20 protein-coding genes are annotated in these 21,277 nt (G+C 54.9%); 8 read left to right on the top strand and 12 right to left on the bottom strand.

Annotated features, from left to right (window positions below; genetic code table 11):
- Positions 1 to 3 precede the first annotated feature (3 nt).
- Positions 4 to 540: a hypoxanthine phosphoribosyltransferase gene (gene hpt / locus TMES_RS20305; protein ID WP_085585998.1), complete on the top strand. Its 537-nt coding sequence runs from the start codon at positions 4 to 6 to the stop codon at positions 538 to 540.
- A gap of 105 nt (positions 541 to 645) precedes the next feature.
- Here hpt and TMES_RS20300 read toward each other — a convergent pair whose 3' ends face one another.
- The 6 genes from TMES_RS20300 to TMES_RS20275 all read right to left on the bottom strand — a co-directional run bounded on the left by TMES_RS20300 (position 646) and on the right by TMES_RS20275 (position 5,433).
- On the bottom strand, positions 646 to 1,284 hold the full coding sequence (locus tag TMES_RS20300) for a phage holin family protein (protein WP_085585996.1): 639 nt from the start codon (positions 1,282 to 1,284) through the stop codon (positions 646 to 648).
- Entirely contained in the window at positions 1,281 to 1,580 is a 300-nt protein-coding gene (locus tag TMES_RS20295; RefSeq protein WP_085585994.1) for an ElaB/YgaM/YqjD family protein, read from the bottom strand. Before TMES_RS20295 ends, TMES_RS20300 begins: the two co-directional genes overlap by 4 nt.
- Before the next feature lie 107 nt (positions 1,581 to 1,687).
- Positions 1,688 to 2,860 (bottom strand): 4-hydroxybenzoate 3-monooxygenase, encoded by a 1,173-nt coding sequence (gene pobA, locus TMES_RS20290; RefSeq protein WP_085586053.1) that lies wholly within the window; start codon positions 2,858 to 2,860, stop codon positions 1,688 to 1,690.
- A 222-nt stretch (positions 2,861 to 3,082) separates the two neighbouring features.
- Positions 3,083 to 4,663: an OpgD/OpgG family glucan biosynthesis protein gene (locus tag TMES_RS20285; RefSeq protein WP_085586051.1), complete on the bottom strand. Its 1,581-nt coding sequence runs from the start codon at positions 4,661 to 4,663 to the stop codon at positions 3,083 to 3,085.
- Positions 4,664 to 4,885: 222 nt separating this feature from the next.
- Positions 4,886 to 5,185, bottom strand: coding sequence for a type II toxin-antitoxin system RelE/ParE family toxin (locus TMES_RS20280; protein ID WP_158091281.1), 300 nt, complete (start codon positions 5,183 to 5,185; stop codon positions 4,886 to 4,888).
- Positions 5,185 to 5,433 carry a type II toxin-antitoxin system ParD family antitoxin gene (locus TMES_RS20275; RefSeq protein ID WP_085585990.1) on the bottom strand — a complete coding sequence of 83 codons (249 nt, stop codon included), beginning with the start codon at positions 5,431 to 5,433 and terminating at the stop codon, positions 5,185 to 5,187. Before TMES_RS20275 ends, TMES_RS20280 begins: the two co-directional genes overlap by 1 nt.
- A 288-nt stretch (positions 5,434 to 5,721) precedes the next feature.
- Between TMES_RS20275 and TMES_RS20270 the strand changes: the two genes are divergently transcribed.
- On the top strand, positions 5,722 to 6,549 hold the full coding sequence (locus TMES_RS20270; protein WP_143589755.1) for an HAD-IIB family hydrolase: 828 nt from the start codon (positions 5,722 to 5,724) through the stop codon (positions 6,547 to 6,549).
- A 2-nt stretch (positions 6,550 to 6,551) separates the two neighbouring features.
- On the top strand, positions 6,552 to 7,790 hold the full coding sequence (locus tag TMES_RS20265) for a glycosyltransferase family protein (RefSeq protein WP_085586049.1): 1,239 nt from the start codon (positions 6,552 to 6,554) through the stop codon (positions 7,788 to 7,790).
- 87 nt (positions 7,791 to 7,877) lie between these two features.
- Here the strand turns inward: TMES_RS20265 and TMES_RS20260 are convergent, their stop codons facing one another.
- On the bottom strand, positions 7,878 to 8,720 hold the full coding sequence (locus tag TMES_RS20260; RefSeq protein ID WP_085585988.1) for an SDR family oxidoreductase: 843 nt from the start codon (positions 8,718 to 8,720) through the stop codon (positions 7,878 to 7,880).
- A gap of 106 nt (positions 8,721 to 8,826) precedes the next feature.
- Here TMES_RS20260 and TMES_RS20255 point away from each other — a divergent pair, with 106 nt between their 5' ends.
- Complete coding sequence (locus TMES_RS20255; protein WP_085585986.1) at positions 8,827 to 9,771, top strand: LysR family transcriptional regulator; 945 nt, start codon at positions 8,827 to 8,829, stop codon at positions 9,769 to 9,771.
- Here the strand turns inward: TMES_RS20255 and TMES_RS20250 are convergent.
- Entirely contained in the window at positions 9,747 to 11,561 is a 1,815-nt protein-coding gene (locus TMES_RS20250; RefSeq protein ID WP_085585984.1) for an alpha-amylase family glycosyl hydrolase, read from the bottom strand. The two genes, TMES_RS20255 and TMES_RS20250, sit on opposite strands and share 25 nt — an antisense overlap.
- A gap of 184 nt (positions 11,562 to 11,745) precedes the next feature.
- A complete protein-coding gene (locus TMES_RS20245; RefSeq protein WP_085585982.1) occupies positions 11,746 to 13,461 on the bottom strand; it encodes a thiamine pyrophosphate-requiring protein in 1,716 nt (571 codons plus the stop codon).
- A 214-nt stretch (positions 13,462 to 13,675) separates the two neighbouring features.
- On the opposite strand from TMES_RS20245, the gene TMES_RS20240 reads away from it, so the two are divergent.
- Together TMES_RS20240 and coaA are read left to right on the top strand one after the other, a co-directional pair.
- Positions 13,676 to 14,446: an IclR family transcriptional regulator gene (locus TMES_RS20240; RefSeq protein ID WP_085586047.1), complete on the top strand. Its 771-nt coding sequence runs from the start codon at positions 13,676 to 13,678 to the stop codon at positions 14,444 to 14,446.
- 236 nt (positions 14,447 to 14,682) lie between these two features.
- On the top strand, positions 14,683 to 15,639 hold the full coding sequence (coaA, locus tag TMES_RS20230) for a type I pantothenate kinase (protein ID WP_085585978.1): 957 nt from the start codon (positions 14,683 to 14,685) through the stop codon (positions 15,637 to 15,639).
- A 21-nt stretch (positions 15,640 to 15,660) separates the two neighbouring features.
- On the opposite strand, the gene TMES_RS20225 is transcribed toward coaA, so the two are convergent.
- The gene (locus TMES_RS20225; protein WP_085585976.1) at positions 15,661 to 16,641 is read right to left on the bottom strand and encodes an AraC family transcriptional regulator; all 981 of its coding nucleotides are present in this window, start codon (positions 16,639 to 16,641) and stop codon (positions 15,661 to 15,663) included.
- A gap of 90 nt (positions 16,642 to 16,731) precedes the next feature.
- Between TMES_RS20225 and TMES_RS20220 the strand changes: the two genes are divergently transcribed.
- Positions 16,732 to 17,940: an MFS transporter gene (locus tag TMES_RS20220; protein WP_085585974.1), complete on the top strand. Its 1,209-nt coding sequence runs from the start codon at positions 16,732 to 16,734 to the stop codon at positions 17,938 to 17,940.
- A 124-nt stretch (positions 17,941 to 18,064) separates the two neighbouring features.
- Here the strand turns inward: TMES_RS20220 and araD1 are convergent, their stop codons facing one another.
- The gene (gene araD1 / locus TMES_RS20215; protein ID WP_085585972.1) at positions 18,065 to 19,054 is read right to left on the bottom strand and encodes an AraD1 family protein; all 990 of its coding nucleotides are present in this window, start codon (positions 19,052 to 19,054) and stop codon (positions 18,065 to 18,067) included.
- A 47-nt stretch (positions 19,055 to 19,101) separates the two neighbouring features.
- Positions 19,102 to 19,875, bottom strand: coding sequence for an SDR family NAD(P)-dependent oxidoreductase (locus TMES_RS20210; protein ID WP_085585970.1), 774 nt, complete (start codon positions 19,873 to 19,875; stop codon positions 19,102 to 19,104).
- Between the two features lie 654 nt (positions 19,876 to 20,529).
- Here TMES_RS20210 and TMES_RS20205 point away from each other — a divergent pair.
- On the top strand, positions 20,530 to 21,276 hold the full coding sequence (locus tag TMES_RS20205; protein ID WP_085585968.1) for a FadR/GntR family transcriptional regulator: 747 nt from the start codon (positions 20,530 to 20,532) through the stop codon (positions 21,274 to 21,276).
- The last annotated feature ends 1 nt before the right edge of the window (position 21,277 follow it).

Genomic DNA, 21,277 nt, shown 5'->3' with positions numbered 1-21,277 from the left:
CTGATGGCCGATTATGATATCAAGCCGTTGATCACTGCTGAGGAAATTGCCGCGAAAATCGATACGCTGGCAGCCCAGATCAACGAGAATTTCAAAGATACCGAAAAGCTGATCGTGGTCGGCTTGTTGCGCGGCTCGTTCGTGTTTATCGCCGATCTGGCGCGTAAACTGACCGTTCCGGTCGAAGTCGATTTCATGGTCGCGTCAAGCTATGGAGACTCGACCGAAAGCTCGCGCAATGTCCGCATCATCAAGGATCTTGACGGGCAAATTCGCGGCAAGGACGTGCTTCTGGTCGAAGACATCATCGATACCGGCTATACCCTGTCCGAAGTGGTGCGCCTGCTTAACACGCGCGACCCCAATCGGCTTGAAATTTGTACCCTGCTTAACAAACCGTCGCGGCGCGATATCAACATTGCCATCGATTATTGCGGCTTTGATATTCCCGACGAATTTGTGGTCGGTTACGGCATCGATTACGCCCAGAACAATCGCAACCTGCCCTATATCGGCACGGTGCATTTTCACGGCGAATAATCCCGGCCTCCATCCACGCAAAAATACAAAACCGGCGATCGGGCTTTCCCGTTCGCCGGTTTTTCATATCTCGTACGTCAATGGCAATAACGACAATCTGGCAGGTTATTTTTGCGTCATTCCCGGATCACGCGAAAAGGCATCCGAAACGGGTTCAGGTTTGGCGCCATCAAAACCGTCGGGGTGATCGGGGCCATCAGGGTCAACGGCAAACCCCGCCACCCCCGGATCATCGGCAGCACCACCAGCAGCGCGGGCGACACGCTCCTGTGCTTGCGCATAGGCCGCCTCGGCCTGCGCCACAGCAGCTTCTGCTGCGCGCCGGCGTTCAAACGTGCCCAGACCATCAAGGTTTTGTAAAATACGTTCAAACCCTTGGCTCATGCCGTTTTTATCGCCTTGCCCGGTGGCAAAACCGGCCTTTGCCGCATCCATCAGCATATCAATAATAATATCATCTTCGGTGCGACCGGCTTTATGGGCGTTGTCGGGTTTATCCTGCTCGAATGTCGGGCTTTTACCAAACCAGATTGCCATCGTGACAAGGCCCAGCACAATCAGCACAACACCAATGGTCAGCGCGCTGACCACCGGCCCGACCTGGGCCGCAAGCCCCATATAAATGGCGGCCAGCACAAACCCGGTGCCAACCAGCATCACCAGCCCGATTATGGCGATGGCCGCAAGCCTTGCGGCTGCGGCCTGCGCCATGTCACCGATGGCATCGATGAGCTGATCGATCATCGACGCATCAAGCGGCCAAGTATCAGGCCGACACCAAAGGTTGCAGCAACCGTCAGCAGCGGACGTTCGCGCACCTGATCAACGGCCACGTCACGGGCATGGTCAAACTGCTCACGCGCCTGACCCGAAACTTCACGAACCCGCTGGGCAGCCTGTGCCGTGCGGGTTTCAATGTTGTCGCCAGCAATCGATTTCAGAGTTTTGGTCACTTCTGCCAGATCCTGGCGCAGAATTTCGACCTCAGCCTGAAGTTTTGAGGTGTCGGCGCTCGTTTCGGCTTCATTCTTGGTCACCATTGGGACCTCCTGTTTTGTTTTAAACCGTTGCCTCACACAACACCCACCTAACGCGCCGCAGAGCTGCCGGTTCCAAAACAATTGTGATAATTTAGAGGCAGCTGATATTAGTAAGGTAACCCGACATAATTCTCCGCCAGCATCGTCTTGCCGGCATCCGATGACAGGACATAATCCAGTTCGGCCTGGCGCACCCGGCCATCAAAACTGTTTTCATCGCCAAACCGGTGCAACATCGATGTCATCCACCACGAAAACCGTTCCGCCTTCCACACCCGTGCGGTTGCCGTTGCCCCGTACCCCGCCAGAAGGGCGTCGTTATTGTCCTTGAATTTGGCAATCAACGCCTTTGAAAGATAATGCACATCGCTTGCCGCCAGATTTAGGCCCTTGGCCCCGGTGGGCGGCACAATGTGGGCAGCATCCCCCGCCAAAAACAACCGCCCGTGCGACATGGGTTCGGCAACAAAGCTGCGCAGCGGCGCAATGCTTTTTTCAAACACCTCGCCTTCATTCACCAGCCCGGCGTCTTCCTCGCCCAGCCGCAGGCGCAATTCATGCCAGAAGCGGTCATCGGACCAGTCTTCAATTTTATCCTCGATCGGTACCTGCACATAATGGCGCACCACTGTTTGCGATCGCATCGAACACAGGGCAAAACCGCGTGAATGGCGGGCATAAATCAGCTCGTCGGCAACCGGTTTGGCCTTTGCCAACACACCTAACCAGCCAAACGGATAAACCCGCTCAAAGGTTTTGAGTTTATCCTGTGGCATGGTCTGGCGACCGACCCCATGGTACCCATCGCACGCGGCGATATAGTCGCACGTTACCCGCTGTTCGGTGCCATCGTGCAGATACCGAACATAGGGCTGATTGCTTTCAACATCATGCAAGCTGACATTTTCGGCGTTAAAGACAATTTCGCCACCATGCCCTAAACGCGCAGCAATCAAATCCCTGGTCAGTTCGGTCTGACCATAAATCATCACGGTCTGCCCGCCGGTCAGGGCTTTCATATCGATATGGTGGCGCTTGCCTTCAACACTGATGTAAATGCCGTCATGCAAAATGCCTTCGGCATTCATCCGGGCATCGACGCCCACTTCGCGCATCAGGCCGACCGTTCCCATTTCCAGCACCCCGGCACGAATGCGCCCTTCAACATAATCCCGGCTTTTGCGTTCCAGAATAATCGAACCGATGCCGCGCACATGCAACAAATGCGACAACAACAGACCCGCCGGGCCACTGCCAATGATAACCACGGGAACATGCATGACGTTTTCCTTTATGATCTTTTTATAAAACGGCCAAAGGCCGCTTCCCTGTTGATCACAGGATAAAACGCCACCGGTTTTGGCAAAATGGACAAACCGGGAAAAGAACAGCACAAAACGAACATCTATAACCAAACGGATATAGAAAATATTTTAATGCTTATAAATGCCAAACGGGCCGGAAAGACCCGGCCCGTTTAACTGTTTACATGTAATCTGGTTTTAAAACTGATGCTCGCGATGCTCAAACACCCAGCTTTCGGTCAATAATCGGTCACCTTCTTTAAGGGCGGCGCGCAAATTAACCGGCCCGTTGCCATCGGGGAAAATATCAAACACCAGCCGCCAGTAATCCTGCCCGACCACCCGCAAGCAATAGGCATTTTGAATGGCGGCGTTACTGGCGCTAACATCGGGCACCACAGTTTTTTGTTCGGTGGTGTAATTGGCCAAATCACCCCCGGCAAAATCAATGGCATATTTCAAACCTTTATCCGGGCGTTTTTGCCCCGGCACCCCGGCCCGGCCGGTACGCGTTGCAATGGCATGACCGACTTTTACATCGCCAAACAGGCCATCCCCCATCCAGTGCATGCGGTATTGAAAGGCACGTTCTTCCCCGGCGGGGACTTCTTCATCTGTTGTCCAATAGGCAACGATATTGTCGTGAATTTCATCATCGGTGGGAATTTCAAGCAGCTGAACCATGCCTTTTTGCCAGTCGCCTTTGGGCTCGATCCATAGCGAGGGACGGCGATCATAAAACACGCCATCATCTTCATAATTGGCAAAATTGCGGTCGCGTTGCATGAGCCCGAAACCCTTGGGCGACTGGTCAACAAAGCTGCTGGTACGGGTATGTTTTGGGTTATCAAGCGGCCGCCACAGGCGTTCGCCCGATCCGGTCCAAATCGCCAGCCCGTCATTATCGTGAATTTCCGGTCGCCAATCCACCGCTTCGTCGCGGTTAATTTCAGAAAACCAGAACATGCTGGTCAACGGTGCCACGCCAAGGCGACGCACCGCCTGACGGGTGAAAAACCGCACCGTCACATCCATAACAATGTCGCGGTCATTTGGTTTCTGGCACGCAATCTGCACCGCCCCGGTCAGGCTCGGGCTATCAAGCAATGCATAAATATGCATGCCGCCATCATGGGTCGGCTCCAGCCAAAATTCGGTAAACCTCGGGAATTCTTCGGTTTTATCATGCAACGCAGTGTTCACGGCCACCGCGCGCGCCGACAGGCCATATTGGTCCTGCGGCCCGGCCGAGCGAAAATACGATGCCCCTAAAAAAGCCAGCCAGTCGCGCGAAGGGTCGTTGTCATATAACAGGCGAAACCCGCCCCAACCGGCATCCTCGGGCATATCGGCAGCTTTTATATCGCCCTTATAATCAAAGGCGGACGGGTCATATTGCACTTCGCGGGCCTGCCCGTCGCTCACCGTATAAATCCGCACCTTTTCCATGGTGCCACGGTTCTGATGAAACGGGGCAACCGGCGGCACGCCATCTGTGTTGCGCCATAACGACTTTTCGGTATCAAACTTGATTTGCTGGTAGGCATCATAATCAATGCGCGACAGAACGTTTTTTAACGCATCGGAAATTTCCGGGGCCTGATAGGGCTTTTTTGCCTGTTCGCGCGCCCAGCCCAGAACCCCTTCAAACGAAAACGGTTTTTTCTCGCCCATTGGCAATGCGCCCGTTCCGGCGGCAAAGGCGCGCGACAATGTGCCGGGCACAAGGCCCGCTGCCGCTGCGGCACTTACAAAACCAATAAAACTCCGACGTCCCATTTTCACGCCCATCAAGCGACTTTCACCTTTAAAATCATGTTTCGGCATTCGTTTTTCTTAAATCACAAAGACATGCAACCAAATTTTGCAATCCTTGCTCCCGATATGCCGGTGAAAAATGGCATGGTCAGGGCCAGCATTTTCACATCGCCATCAATCGCCTGAAACAGCCCGGTATATTTCGACGTTCCACGCTATCGCGCCGATATCGCAGGATTTCAACTAGCTGGAAAGCTGTGATGTAACATCCATATTCTGGTGCAGAACACGAATGATCAATATGCCACCATCGCCATGGTGCGCGTAAATGATCAGATGTTTTTCATAATGAGAGATTCGCACAGGCGGAACAAAGTCCTGCCGTTCATGCGACATTTCCGGCATCCTTGCCAGCACTTCAAACTTTTCATTCAAGCCATCAAGATACCGACGCCTGCGTTCGATACCCCATGTCTTTTGGGTATTGGAAGCGATACCCCGGATATCGGCATAAGCGGCCTTACTAACCGAAAAACCGGACACTATTTTGCGCCCGTTTCCTGGTCCATGTCGTGCTGTAACGCTGCCATGCTGAACGTCTCGACAACGCCACTGTTTAAACCTTCCGTGATCGCCATTTGCAAAGCCTGAAACTTTGCCTCACGCTCCTCAAGGATGCGCAACCCGGCCCGAACCACTTCACTTGCCGACCCAAACCGGCCCGAGGATACTTGTGCCTCGATAAACCCCGTGAAATGATCGCCAAGGGAAATACTGGTCGTCTTTGACATGATTTATGCCTCCACTGTCAGACCAAAATACCAATATATACTATAATACAGTAATTTCAATTTTGGAAGCGGGCCGCCCCAATCCCGACCGCGACAGAACCCGATGCAGCAGCCCCAGAGCCCAACGACATCGGCAAACCTTAAGTGATGATTTTCCATACAGCTTCTTGCCGATACAAAAATGTGCGTAAAATTTAATCTTTGCACTGTCGCCCAATTGAAGGTGCTGTGCTAGACTTCAATTGCAAATGCTACAACATGCTGTTTTCACAACGTTTTGCGAGATAGATGCAACATCTGACCGGACTTGTCGTTTTCACCGACCTGGATGGCACCCTGCTGGATCACGATGACTATTCCTGGGAGGCGGCGCGCCCCGCCCTTACACGGCTGCGCGAAAACGACATTCCCGTGCTGGCGATTTCTTCCAAAACCCTGGCCGAATTACACGCCCTCAATGCCCGCCACCATCTGTTTGCCGGTTTGATTGGCGAAAATGGCGGCGCAATTGAAATTAACGGCGATATGCGCCAGCTTGGCCCGCAAACTGCCACCATTGATGCCGCCCGCGATGAAATTGCCAAAACGGTATCGGTGCCGGTCGCCGGGTTTCGCACCAGCACGGCGGCCGAAATTGCCAAGGCTACCGGCCTGCCATTGGCCGATGCGGCCCTTGCCGGGCAGCGCAACTGTTCTGATCCGCTAATATGGCAGCCCCCCCGCGCCGACATTGACCAAGCCGGGAACATTGCCCGTGAATTTGGGTTAAAACTGGTTAAAGGGGGCCGCTTTTACACATTATGCGGCGAAACAGACAAAGGAAGCGCCATGCAAACCGCACTGATGATGCTGCAAGAAACCGGCAAACTGCCCCAAAGCCGTGCGGCCATCACCACCATTGCCCTGGGTGATTCCCCAAATGATGCCGGGATGTTGGCCCATGCCGACATTGCGGTGCAAATTCCGGTTAAGCACGGCCCGGTCCCACAGCTTGATCTGGGTGGAAAAACCGCCCGTCTTGCGCCAAAACCGGGGCCAGCGGGCTGGAACATCATGATAAATTCAATACTCGACGATCTGTCGCAAACGCCAACATCAATAACAAAAGCGAGGTAAAAATGGCCGATTTTCATCAGGGTGGCCCGATCACAACCCTTCATTCGATTATTGATCGTGACCCGGAAGAACTCGCTTATGAAATGACGGCCTTTGCCCGATCTCGCCGTCAGACCCTTATTTTGCCGTGCCTGTATTCCGAGCTTGAAACACCGGCAATGACCACCATCCTCGAAGGGCTTAAAAAGGCCACCTATATTGACCAGATCGTGGTCGGGCTGGACCGCGCCAACGAAACCCAATACGCCTATGCGCGCGAGTTTTTTAAAGACCTGCCCCAGCGCACCCGCATTCTCTGGAACGACGGCCCGCGTCTGCGCGCCGTGCATGACCGGCTGGCCGATTATGATCTTGCCCGTTACGAACCGGGCAAGGGCCGCAATGTGTGGTATTGCATGGGCTATACGCTGGCAACCGGGCGCAGTTCGGTCATTGGTATTCACGATTGCGACATTGCCACCTACACCCCCGACCTGCCCGCCCGCCTGATGTATCCCATTGCCAACCCGGCCTTTAATTTTGCCTTTGCCAAGGGATATTACGCGCGCGTTGCCGGGGGCACGCTGAAGGGCCGGGTGTGCCGCCTGTTTGTCACCCCGCTGATCCGGGCGTTAAAACAGGTGGTCGGCAAAACCGATTTTCTGAATTACCTGGATTGTTTCCGTTATGCGCTATCGGGCGAAATTGCCATTCGCACCGATGTGGCCTATGGCCTGCGCGTGGCATCGGACTGGGGTCTGGAAATTTCCATGCTGTCGGAAATGTATCGTAACCATACCGTTCACCGTTTGGCGCAGGTCGATATCGCCGATATTTACGACCATAAACACCGCGAATTTGACCCGGCGCAAAAAGACGATGGCCTGTCACGCATGGCCAGCGACATTGCCAAATCGCTGTTTCGCAAGCTCGCCACCCAGGGCACGGTTTTTTCCCACGAAACATTCCGCACGCTTAAAGCCACCTATTACAGAACGGCCCTGGACCTGATCGAGCAATACCGCGCCGACGCCTTGTTTAACGGCCTTAAAATCAACCGCGACGAAGAAGAAAAATGTGTCGAGGTTCTGGCCGAAGTGATCATTAGTGCCGGGCAGCATTATCTGGATAACCCGCTGGAAAGCCCGTTTATTCCCAGCTGGCAGCGGGTTGAAAGCGCGATGGACGACATTTTCGAACAGCTTTCCGCCGCGGTCGAAGACGATTTGAATGACGGCGAGATTGGCAAAGTTGCCAGATAGCAAACACCAAAGAAAACCCGTTAAAAAACAGGCCGGGGTGGCATATATCCCGGCCTGTTTGCATGTCAGATGTCTGTATCAGCCATATTATTTTGCGGCCTCTGGATCAAAATAACGGTGCATATGTGCGATATAGGCATCTTCGCCCTTATGCAGGCGCGCATCGACAAAGCCGCGTGCATCATCGCCAACGTAATAGCGCAACCGGCTGCTGCCATCGGTTACAGCCTGCTCAACAAAACCCGCGACATAATCGGAATCCATTAAACGGCCCCCGGCCATTTTGGCGAATGCGGCGTTCATTTTCTCTACAAAATCCTGATAATCGCTCAGGCTTTCGGTTTTGGAAAATTCCTGTGCGCTGCGGGCATGAAATTCGGTGGAACTGACCCCGCCATGCGGAATAACCAGTTTTACCGTAATGCCCTGCGAGGCCAGTTCATAAGAAACGGCTTCGCTAAAGCCTTCAAGGGCAAACTTGCTGGCACAATAAAGCGAAATCATCGGCAGGCCAAAAACACCGGCCCCGGAACTGACATTTACAATCGTTCCGTTTTTATGGCTGCGAAAATGGGGCAAAATTGCCCGCGTGACATCCATCACGCCAAAGACATTTACCTGAAACTGCTGGTCGATCTGGCTTTGGCTTAGCCCCTCAAACAGGCCATATTGACCAAAGCCCGCATTGTTTACCACCGCATCAATCCGGCCAAACCGGTCGATGCCTGCCGCTATCGCATCCTCAATGCTGGCACGGTCCTGCACATCAAGCCGGGTGACCAGCACATGGGGCAACGCGCGCAATTCGGTGTTTTTTTCCGGGCTGCGCTGGGTGGCAACCACGTTCCAGCCCAGCGCGGCAAACCGTTTTGCCGTGGCCTTGCCAATCCCGGACGATGTTCCAGTGATCAAAATTGTTTTCGGGTTCATTTCAGGCTCCACCAGTCTGTGTCATTGACGATAGCGCACCATAGAAAGGTTTTATTGTTCGAATAAGCGAGATATTATTGCATGAAGTAATGCAGGAAATTGCACAATGAACAAAGGTGGCCTTTTAGAACTTCACGGTGTGGTCGCGGTTGCTGCGCACCGCAATTTTCGCGCCGCTGCGGTGGAACTTGGCCTGTCGCCATCTGCGCTGAGCCATGCGATTTCCAGCCTGGAACAGCGCCTTGGCGTGCGCCTGTTTAACCGCACCACGCGCAGCGTCTCGCTTACCGAGGCCGGGCGCGAATTTGTCGAGCGCATTCGCCCCGCCCTGACCGACCTTTCCGATGCCATGGAAATCGCCAACAAGTTCCGGCAAAAACCGCGCGGCACCTTGCGCCTTAATACGTCCGAGGGGTCAGCCCGGCTGTTTTTAATGCCGGTGGTGGCCCGCTTTATTGCCGCCTATCCCGATATGCATGTCGATATCGTCACCGATGGCAAACTGGTGGATATTGTTGCAGGCGGGTTCGATGCGGGCATTCGCCTGTTTGAAACCGTCCCGCAAGATATGATCGCTGTTCCCTGTGGCCCGCCCGAACAATTTGTTGTTGTCGCATCACCTGGCTATTTGCAAAATTGCGGCTTGCCCGCCCCGATAAATCCGGCGGACCTCGCGGCACATGCCTGCCTGCGGTTACGCCTGCCCAGCGGCAAAATCTATCGGTGGGAGTTTGAAAAACGCGACCAGCAAATTGAAATCGATGTAACCGGCCCGATCACGCTAGATAGCTCGAACATGATTGTCGAGGCCGCGATTGCCGGGTGTGGCATTGCCTATGTTACCCGCCATCAGGCAGCCCCACATTTACAATCGGGCGAGCTTACCCAAATGATGGATGACTGGACACCGCCCTTTCCCGGCCTGTGCCTGTATTATCCCGGCCACCGCCATGTTCCGGCGGGCTTGCGGGCCTTTATTGATGTGCTGAAAGCATCGGTTTCAACCGCGCCCGAAACACCGGCCCCCTATACCGGCATCGCGTCGCGGTAACGCTGCAACAACCGGCTTTCGGTGCGATGGCGGCCATCAAGGTTGGAAATCCACAAAATCTGATAAGGCGCCAGCGTCATAATGCCATCGTAATCAGTGATCACTTTGGCTGTAATCAAGTCCTGCCAGCCCTCATTCATGATCAGGTTAATGCGCGACAGGTCCAGATCCTGATCTTGCGCGGTCAGGTTAAACACACAAAAAATGCTTTGATCATTCAAATGGCTTTGCCGCCATACACCTAACAATTCCGAGCCCAGATTAAGGGTATATTGCGTGGCATTGGGGTGAAAGGCCGGTTGCCCCTGACGGATCGACATCAGGGCGCGCAACTGCCCGAAGGCCTGCTGGGGCATGCCCGGTGTTTCAAGGGCGGCTTCGGCATCGGCCAATTGCCAGATTTTGCGGTTCAAGCGGCGGGGAATCCCGGTGAGTTCATAACCGTTCTGGTCATTTTCCGATGCAAAAATAGACTGCACATAAATCGCGGGAATACCTTCCAGCGACATGGCAATCGCCTGCGACATCACAAACCGTTCCAGCCCGAATGCCCGCTCGCCGGCAAAGCTTTCGGCCAGCATGCTAAACAATGTCACGTTTAGCTCATAAGGGCGTTGCCCGCCCCCGGCCACCGAGCGAAAGCTTACCTCGCCACCCATTTTGCGCGCATGTTCGGTCATTTGGGTAATGTCTTCATCGGGCACGATATTTTCAGCCGGGCGCAAGCCAATGCCATCGTGGCTGGCGGTAAAGTTAAAAAAGGTGCAGCCCGCCGGGGCTGGCGGCATCGCCATGATGCATTTACGGATATAATCCGACCGGCCACTTAGCAGCGCGTGCAAAATAACCGGCGGCAGGGAAAAATTGTAAATCAGGTGCGCTTCATCCTGCTGGCCAAAATAGGACAGGTTTTCAACCATCGGCAGGTTGGTTTCGGTAATAAACACCAGATCGGGTGCCACCGCGTTGGCCGCCAGCCGCAGCGCCTTGATGATTTCATGGGTCTGATCAGCATTGATCGACGCTGTACCGGATTCCTTCCAGATAAACCCGATCGCATCGAGCCGGATCACGCTGACACCGTGGCTGGCATAATCGAGCACGATTTTCAGAATTTCAAAAAACACATCGGGGTTGCTGTAATCCAGATCAACCTGATCATAGCTGAACGTACACCAGACATGCTTTGGCCCCAGCGCCGTTTCGACCAGATTTAACAACGGATGGCTGCGCGGGCGCACCACCTGTGAAATGTCGTCATCGGGGTTGGCGGTTTTAATGTAATTAACGCCCGGTTCCTGCCCGGCCAAAAACTGCCCGAACCATTCATGCGATGCCGAAATATGGTTCGCCACCAGATCGGCCATCACCTTGGCATGTTTGGATAAATCTTCGACATCTTCCCACGTGCCCAGTTCCGGGCGCAGCGTGGTGAAATCGGAAACCGAAAAACCATCGTCGGATGTGAACGGGTGAAAGGGCAAAATATGAATGCCCGGCAACCAGTCTTTCAGCCATTTCTGATGAAAATCGCGCAAGGATTTAAGGCCCTGATAGCCATTGCGTGAAATGCTGTCGCCATAGGTAATTAAAAACGCGTCGCGCTGGTCCCATTTTCGCAAGGATTCCTCGGCAGGTTCGGGGCCGTCGCCGTCAATTGGCAAGTCCAGCACCTCGAACACACGCCGCACCAGCAAAACCGGATCATGCTGTGGATAAACATCGGCCAACAGATTTCGCATTGCACTGGCAAAAGCAATCCGTCCAGACGTCCCAACAACCCGGTCCATTCGACCTCCTTAAAACAGGCAATTCAATTGATTGAATCCAATCAAATAATTTTTCTGCCTATGATGCAAGCAGCGATTTGTCGTTGCCTGGCAAACAGGCACGACAAACCCCTGCATTGCAGCATGGTGGCGACTACCGGTTGGCAAATCAAACCGGCAACATGGCGTTTGTTAAAACAACCCGCTATGGCGCAATGGTAATTTCCACCAGCGCATGGGTGCCATTGGTTTCGATATGGGCGATGGCGTCGTTTAACACCGCCGCCAGATCGGCAGGCTTTTCCACCCTGGCCGTCCACGCCCGGCTGGCTTGCGCGGTTTTGGTAAAATCGGGGCTGGGGGTTAACGATGTCAGCGGCATGCGATTGGTTTTTGATGCATAACCATCGGGATACATCCCGGTGACAGACTGTCGCACCGCCCCCCATTCGTTATTGTTTAAAACCAAAATAAGAACGGGCAGGTTCAATGCCTCGGCAATCTGGTGGCACGCGGTCGGGTTGGCAAACATATACGAACCATCGCCCATGGTTGCGACCACCAACCGGCCCCGATTGGCCAGTGAAAACCCCATTGCCGCCGGAAACGACCAGCCCAAACCGCCCGAATGCGGTTCCTGGTACCACGCCTGATGATGGGTTAAATCCATCGGTTCTAACGGGCAGCCCAGTTCGGAAAACACCGTGGCATTCTTGCCCGCAATCGCGGCTGAAACACCGCGCGACACATAGGCCTTTGTCATTGGTGTGGTGGCACCGGCAGCCGCTGCCGCCAGTGCCTTTTGCCGGGTTTCGCGGTTACGCGTGGCCACCGCGTCATAGCGGGTTTTGCATTTATCGGCGTGATCGGCATGTTTAGGGGAAAGCACCTCGGCCAGTGCCAAAATAACATCGGCGGTTTCACCGACCAGCGATATATCCGCCGGGAAATTTCGCGACGGAACCCGGGCATAAAGCGGGTCTTGGCCGATCTGGATCACCTTGCAATCATCATGCAGGGTATGAATATCGGGTCCCCACGGGGCCAGACAATCTATCACCACCACAAGGTCGGCCTCTTTCATATAGGCCGTCGGGTCGATCCCGCCAAACATGGCATGATCGGTCGCAATCGCCAGCTGGATCGCCCAATATTGCACCACCGGAACGCCCCACTGGCTTGCCATCTGCGCCAACGCCGCAAACCCGGCAGCGGACCCTGCCCCGCGCTGGGCAATAATCAGCGGGCGTTGCGCCTGTGCCAGCATTTCGGCGGCCTCGGCCAGCAAATGGCGCGGCGGTGCGATCTGCACGGGTTGCATCCGTGACGGGCCTTCGATGTGCTCGCCGGGGCATGGCTCGCACAAAACCTCGCGCGGCAGGCTGACATAAACCGGGCCTTTGGGCACGGAATTGGCAATGGCATAGGCACGGTCCACGGTTTCGGGTACCTGCTCGGGGAATTTCAGTTCGTAATCCCATTTTACCGCTTCACGCACCAGGGCGGTCTGATCGCGCATTTCCTGGCCCCAGCCAATTGGCACGGTACGCGCGCCCAAACGCCCCTTTTCCATGACCGGGGTACGGCCGGAAAACAGCAAAATCGGCACATGTTCGGTCGCGGCATTAATCGCGCCAATGGCACAATTGGCCAGGCCGACATTGGTATGCGCCATCACCGCTTGCGCGCGCCCTGTTGCCCGATAATAACCATAGGCCATGCCCATGGCGGCATTTTCGTGCGGCATAATCAGGGCTTCGGGCAGGTCAATGTCCTTGGCGGCGGCTTCGGCCAGCCCTTCAATGATCGGCGGAAAATCGGTGCCGGAATTGGCAAAAATATAATCAACCCCCACCGCTTTCATCCGCGCCAGAACCGCCCCCCCGGCTGTCAGTGTTAATGCTGCTTTACGATCCGCCATGTCCCCGCCCTCTTTTTCATATTTCTATATTTGAAATATAATTTACAATATAGTATATTACGTGAAATTTGCCGCCGTCAAGCTGCGGCGGTATTTGCGTGGCCGCGATCCAGGTCCGACGGCGGCATTACAGGCGCGGTGGCCTGACAACGCCTTTTCACACCGGGAAACGCACATTCCCGCCCCGATCAGGTTCTTTTGCAAAGGCGATGACATGACCACACAGTTAAACGGATCGGTGCTAAAGGCCTTTCGCATTCTTGAGCTGTTTGCCGCAGGGCGCAGCGAAATGAGCGCGGGCGAGGTCGCGAAAGAATTAAAAATCAACCTGATTACCGCACACAGGTTTCTTCATACCCTGGAACAGGCCGGTGCGCTGCGCGTGACCGCACGCGGGGTTTTTCGTTTGGGCTATATGTTTGCCGATCTGGGCGAACGGGTTTTGCGCGATGGCGGCCCGGCCCTGGCCCTGCAACCCGTACTCGATGATCTGGCACGGGCCACCGGTGAAGCCTGCATGGCAACCCGGTTTGAAAACGACATGGCGGTTTGCATTGCCAAGGCACTGCCGGGCAGGTCGCTTTATGTCGATATCCGTATTGGCACCAAACTGGATGCCTTTTGCACCGCACATGGCAAGCTGTGGCTGGCCTTTATGGAAGATGAAAAACGCGACACCTACCTCGCCACCGCCCATCTTTCAGCCCTGACCGCCACCACCATTACCGGAAAGTCGGCGTTAAAACAGGAGCTGCAGCGCATCCGCGAGGATGGCTTTGCCCTTAATGACGGCGAACGCGAAAGCGACATTTACGCCATTGCCGTGCCGGTTACCAACCGCACCGACCGCATGGTCAGCGCCCTTTCCACCTTTGGCACCGCCCGCGAAATTGTCCATCAGCGCCGCGCCCGCCTGTTGCGCCATCTTCAAGATGCCGCCCTTGCCGCCCAAAGCGCCCTTTACGGGGGCAGCGCCGGCACCTGAATTGACAAAGGCCCAGCGCAGACTACATGCAAGGCGCGTTTTTAACGAGACCCGCCAACCCCGCCACCTGCCCGGCTAAAAAATACGTAAAACTGCGGAATTTTCGGCCTTTTTCGACGAAATTGCCCCTGTTGGTCAAAGTTATTGACCAAATCATCACCGTTAACATTGCATCGCCCCCGCCCAAACGGCATAAAGCGACAAGATAAACCAAACCAAAAGCAGAGAAGGCCGTAATGACCCTTTCCCCGTCGTCGCCTTACCCTGACCGCTATGCCCTGTTTGACCGGGACATGTGGCAGGCCGTAGGTGAAAACACGGCCTATCATCTTGCCGCTGCCGACCTTGATGCGCTGCGCGGCCTCAACGACACCACCGATCAGGATGACCTGTCGGCAATTTTTGCGCCGCTGATCCATTTGATCCGCACGCACCGCGACCATCTGGCATCCCTTAAAACCGGGATGGGCAATGTGTTGGGCACCCCGCCGCGCAAAGCACCCTATATCATCGGGGTTGCGGGCAGTGTTGCGGTGGGTAAAAGCACCTTTTGCCGGGTTTTGCGGCAAATGCTGGCGCAATCGCTGGGCAGTGCGGGCCGGGTTGATTTGATGTGTACCGACGGTTTTTTATGGCCGCTGGCCGATCTGGAAGAACGCGGCCTTCTGGCGCGCAAGGGTTTCCCCGAAAGCTATGATCGCCGCGCCCTGCTTGACACACTTGAACAGATCAAAGACGGGGCAGAACAGGTCGAAATACCGGTTTATTCGCACGTAACCTATGATATCGACCCGGATCGCAAACAGATTATTGATAACCCCGACATTCTGATTGTCGAAGGGTTAAATGTTCTGGAAATCAGCACGGTTGGCAGCCCGGTCGCCCAGACCCATGCCGGTGACTATTTCGATTTCACCCTGTATCTGGATGCCGATGAAGACGATATTCGCACCTGGTATATTCACCGTTTTCTAACCTTGAAAAACAGTGTGTTTCAAACCCCGGAATCCTATTTCCACCGCTATGCCCATTTAAATGACGACGAGGCGCGCATCCTTGCGGGCGACATATGGGCCAATATCAATGCCAAGGTGTTGGAACAGCATGTGGCCCCGTCACGTTTTCGCGCCGACGCAATTTTGCGCAAGGGCAAAGGCCACCGGGTGGAAACAGTTGCCGTGCGCAAACCGTAAAACAGGCTTTAGCGCAAGCCCCTAGGCCCGGCGCACACCGCCGGGCGAAGTGCCGGTTACCCGTTTAAATGCCCGGCTGAATGCAGCAGCGGAGCCATAGCCCAGCCGTTCGGCCACGGTATCAACCGGCATGCGGTCGCGGCTGATCCATTGGGTGGCCAGGCGCATGCGAAAATCGGCGACATAGCGCAGCGGGGTGATGCCCGTAACGGCCAAAAACCGTTCGGCAAAAACCGAGCGCGATGTTCCCATTTCCGATGCCATGCTTTCCACCGTCCAGTTACGGCCCGGATCACGGTGCAAGGCACCAATAACCCGCCCTAGCCGGGGATCACGCAGCGCCTCGACCCAGCCGGTGGCATCACCACAGCCACATTCCACCCAACCCCGGATAATGGAGGCCGAAACAACATCGGCCAGGCGGGTAACAATGGCACCATACCCGGCCCGTTCAGAACAAACCTCGCGCGCCATGGCTTCCAGAATCGGCAATATTTCGGGGTTACGTTCCAGCAAGGTGCCGACCTGCATGATTTCGGGCATCATGCCAATCAGCGGGCTCATACAGCCGAGATCAAATTCCATGCAGCCGCTAAAAAACAGTACGCTGTCATCCACACCCTGTTTCGGGTCGCAGGCGGTAATGGCGTCAAAGCGATTACAGATCGGGGCGGCAACAAAGTTTTCAATATTGTCCGCGGTAATATCGGGCGATGATAACAATTCGTGGCCCACGCCACGCGGCAACAACACGGCATCGCCGGTTTGCAGCACACATTGCCCGCCCGAAACACAGCGCAAATAAACCGGCCCACGCGCAACAAAGTGAAACTGGGCCCGCGCAACATCGTCGCCAAAGCGCACACCAAAAGGCGGGGCCATTTGCACCCGGCTGTAATGCAAGCCAAACAGGCGCATCCCCATCAGCAATTCGCTGATCAGGTCGGTTGCAACGTGCTCTGGTGCTGCACTGCGATATTTTTCGGACGATTGATCAATCATTCAAGAGTATCTGGCATAGATCGTCTGGGAATACCAGCCTATTTTAGGATCAATCAAAATTGCATCCTTACAGACAGGACATAGATAAGAATGAACGACACAAACACAAGCACCCCGATTGCTGGCGGGCCAACAGCCCCGGCATGGGGGGCAGTCATTTCCATGACACTGGGTGTGTTTGCTCTGGTTACGGCGGAATTTCTGCCTGCCAGTCTTCTCACCCCGATGGCGCGCGACCTTGGCATTAACGAAGGCATGGCTGGACAGGCCGTGTCGGCCACCGCCATTGTCGCCCTTATTACCTGCCTTTTGATCGCAACCCTAACCCGCCGTTTTGACCGCCGTCAGGTTTTACTGGGTTTTTCGGTTTTGCTGATCATATCAAACATTTTGGTGGCAATCGCGCCCAACCTTGAATTCCTTATTATGGCGCGCGTCTTGCTGGGTATTGCACTTGGCGGGTTCTGGACAATGGCCGCTGCCGTTGTCATGCGGCTGGTACCCGAACATCTTATCCCGCGCGCCTTGTCCATCCTGTTTAGCGGGGTATCGGTTGCCACCGTATTTGCCGCCCCGCTGGGCAGTTTTCTGGGCGATATTATCGGCTGGCGCAATATTTTCCTGCTGGCCGGTGGTTTGGGTGTGATTGCCCTGATGGTGCAGTTTGCCACCCTGCCTAAACTGGCACCAAGTGGCCATGCAAGCTTGCGTACCCTTTTTGAGGTTATGACGCGGCCCAGGATGCGGTTTGGCCTGATCATGACCATGCTGATCTTTACCGGCCATTTCGCCATGTTTACCTATGTGCGCCCGTTTTTGGAAAACGTTACTGGCGTGGCGGTTTCCGGCGTCTCGGGCATCTTGTTAGGCTTTGGTATTGCCAATTTCCTTGGCACCTATCTGGCTGGCGTGCTGATTGAGCGTAATTTAAAACTGACCCTGACCGTTATGCCCGTGATCATGGGTCTTGCCGGGTTGGGCCTTGCCACCTTGCAGGGCGACGCACCGGTGGCTGATGCCATCCTGATTGCCATTTGGGGCATGGCCTTTGGCGCCATGCCCGTTGGCTGGTCCACCTGGATCACGCGAACTGTGCCCGACGAAGCCGAAAGCGGCGGCGGGTTGCTTGTCGCATCAATCCAGTTTGCTATTGCCATCGGTGCGGCCCTTGGCGGGGTTATTTACAATGCCAGTGGTGCGCTTGGCGTGTTTAGCGTTAGCGGGGTTTTGCTGCTGACGACCGGTGTGATGGTTGCCATGGGGTTGCGCACCGCCCCGATTGCGGTCGAGCAAAACTAGGCACAACCGCCATATCCACAAAACATAAAGAAAACCCGGCCCCCAAACGGGGCCGGGCAAGTTCGCAGGGAGGCTGGTTCGATAGAGTGCCTGACAGGTTGGTACCTGTCGGCAAAACATGGCGTTAAATCGCGCGGATTTTTACCGGGCGTTCTTCACTAACTTTCAAGCGATTGCGGATCGGACGGCCAAAAGTTTCCGACACAATTTCAAATTTATCGCCATCCTGTGTCGTCACACCATCGGCAAAGCTAAGGGTTGCTGTGCCAAAATAATGGGCGTGAATATCGCCGGGGTGACAAAACAGGTCATATTTGAAATGGTGATATTCAAGGTTCGCCAGTGAATGCGACATATTGTCTTCACCGCTGACAAACGGCTTTTCCCAAATCACCTTGCCATCACGATATAACCGCGACGTGCCTTCGACATGGGACGGTAAATCACCCAACAATAATTCCGGCCCCAGCGCACAGGCGCGCAATTTTGAATGCGCCAGATAAAGGTAATTCTGGCGTTCCATCACATGGTCGGAAAACTCGTTACCAAGGGCAAAGCCCAACCGCACCGGAGTGCCATCGTCGTCAATCATGTAAATGGCGGCTATTTCGGGTTCTTCGCTGCCATCAAGGGCAAAGGACGGGCTGGGAATATCGGCCCCCGGTGCCACAACCACCGATCCGTCGCCTTTGTAAAACCATTCCGGTTGCACACCATGCTGGCCCGCACCGGGTTTTCCACCCTCGACCCCCATGCGGAACATTTTCATGGAATCGGTTTCATCAACTTTTTTGGTGTCCCCCGTATGCATATTGGCCCGCGCCGAGGCCGAGCCCAAATGCGTCAACCCCGTACCGGTGACCAGAAAATGTGCCGGGTCGGAATGGCTGATCGGGGGTAACAAACGGCCAGATCTGGCAACGGTGTCGTAATCAATCCGGGCATCGCCCATTTGCGCTGTTGCCGCCTTGGCAAGGGTAATGCCCTCGGCCAGCGCAATTTTCGCAAGCTCGCGAACCGACGCCACACCGCGCAGGGGCACAAGGGTAGCGTTATCTTCAACCACGGCAACGGCGGCATTGCCTTCTTCGTCACGAAATTGAACCAGTCTCATTTTTTTATCCTGCAAGAATACGTGCGGGCTTGGCCCAAAACGCGGATTTAAACCCAGCCACCATCGACAATGAAGTTTTGCGACGTAATCATCCGGCTTTCGTCAGACGCCAAAAACAGCGCCATCCGGGCGATATCGTCGGGCATGACCTTGTTTTTCAGGCATTGCCGTTCGGCAATTTCCTTTTCGGCGGCTTCATCCACCCACAGATCAAGCTGGCGCTGTGTCATCACCCAACCGGGCACAAGGGTGTTAACCCGGATACCATCCTTGCCAAGGTCGCGCGCCATGCCGCGCGTTAAGCCCTGCACGGCTGATTTTGCCGTGGTATAGCCGGGCATGCCGCCCTGCCCCATCATCCAGCTAACCGAACCAAAATTAACAATTGATCCGCCACCGGCCTTGATCATCATGGGTGCAATCGCCTGAATGGCGAAAAATGCCGGACGAATGTTAATCGCCTGGCGCTGGTCCCAATATTCCGGGGTGACGTCCTGCCATTTATGGCGGGTATCGTTGGCGACATTGTTCAGCAATACCGAAATCGACCCGTTCTTGGCGCTCGCATCGCTAACCGCGCGGCGAAGGGCGTCAATATTGGTTAAATCGCATTCGATAAAAAGCGGGGCGTGCGGGGCCGACGCTGCCAGTTCTTCAACCAGTGCCACACCTTCGTCGCGCAGAATATCCACAAAGGCGACCTTTGCACCCTGCGCACAAAAAGCTTCAACCAACGCCTTGCCAATGCCGGTGGCACCGCCGGTAATAAAAACCGAGGCATCCTGAAGGCTGGTATAATGGGTTGCTTTGCGATCAGCCATGATGGTGACGTCTCCCTTGATCGATATAATGCCAAACTTTTCGGACAATCGGCCCGAAACAGATAAATTTAAAAACGAAAAAACCCTACACCATCCGGCTCGACCGCCCGCACAACCAGCACCATCCGCCCCCTGATCATGGCTTAAAAGACACGACTGCGCCCTTCCGGCGCGGGCAACTTTGCCGCAAGGTCTCGCGCTCCGCCTGACAATAAACCCGATAATGTAAAACGTGGAAGCATGGAAACCCGAAAAAATCCGGGCGCCGTATTTCGACAAAGCTGTTACAACCTGACCGCGTTATGAACGCTCAAAGGGCTTGTTGCAAGAAAGTGCGCAGTGGGTATTGTCTCCTCCTGATCGGCGGTCGCCTTCTGGCATCCTTATTCTTCATACTATAACATTAATGCGCATTCCCGCGAGACCTGTCAAGATAGCAGGCAAACCAAGCCCGCCATGGCCGCTTTTACCCCTGCTGTCTTTGGTCTATAAACCAACAGGGCGCAATTCAAGCTATTGCGTTTTAGGCAAGGCCAGCAGAAAAACCCGAACAGGCGAAATGTTATTGCCTGTCAAATATGTTCATATGATATGAATAATGTGCCCAATGGGCAAACCGGACAGCATCGCGCGCGGGACCAGGGGAAACCATAAATGTCATCCATGTCGAGAACCTATGCCAGGCGCAGTCTGCACAGCATTATCGCCCATGATCTTGGTCGGCGCATTGTCTCGGGAAAATTAAGCCCGGGTGACATTTTACCAACCGAAGCCCAGTTGAGCGAAACGCTTGATGTCTCCCGCACGGCGCTGCGCGAGGCGATCAAAATTTTATCTGCCAAGGGATTAATCGAAAGCCGCCCCAAAACCGGCACACGGGTAAAGCCCCGCCATTTCTGGAACCTTCTGGATCCCGATGTTTTGTCGTGGCATTTTCCCGACCCCGAGCCGACCTTTTTATATGGCCTGTTTGAAACCCGGCTGATCATTGAACCCAATACTGCCGCCATGGCCGCCGAACGCCGCAGCGACAGCCAGCTTGAAGCCATTCATGCGGCCTATATCGGGATGGAGCAGGCAGAACCGGGCACGGAAGCGGTGTATCTGACCGATCTGGATTTCCATCAGGCGATACTCGATGCGTCGGAAAATGATTTCATGAAATCATTGGGCATGCTGATAGAAAGTGCGCTGATCGGCTCGTTTCGCCTGTCTAGCAGCGGGCCCAAGGCCCATGTTCAATCCCTGCCCCTGCACAAGGCGGTTTATCAGGCCATTGCCGACCGCAACCCCGATGAAGCCCGCAATGTTATGCGCAATTTATTGCGCCAGACCATGATGCAATTGCGCGACCAACTGGGCATGAGCGGCCCCACCGACTGGGACCGGATTACACTGTAAC

It is taken from the genome of Thalassospira mesophila (assembly GCF_002115755.1).
GTDB classification, from domain to species: Bacteria; Pseudomonadota; Alphaproteobacteria; order Rhodospirillales; family Thalassospiraceae; genus Thalassospira; species Thalassospira mesophila.
Note: the sequence above shows the minus strand (reverse complement) of the source record. Positions and strands in the feature narration are given on the sequence as shown.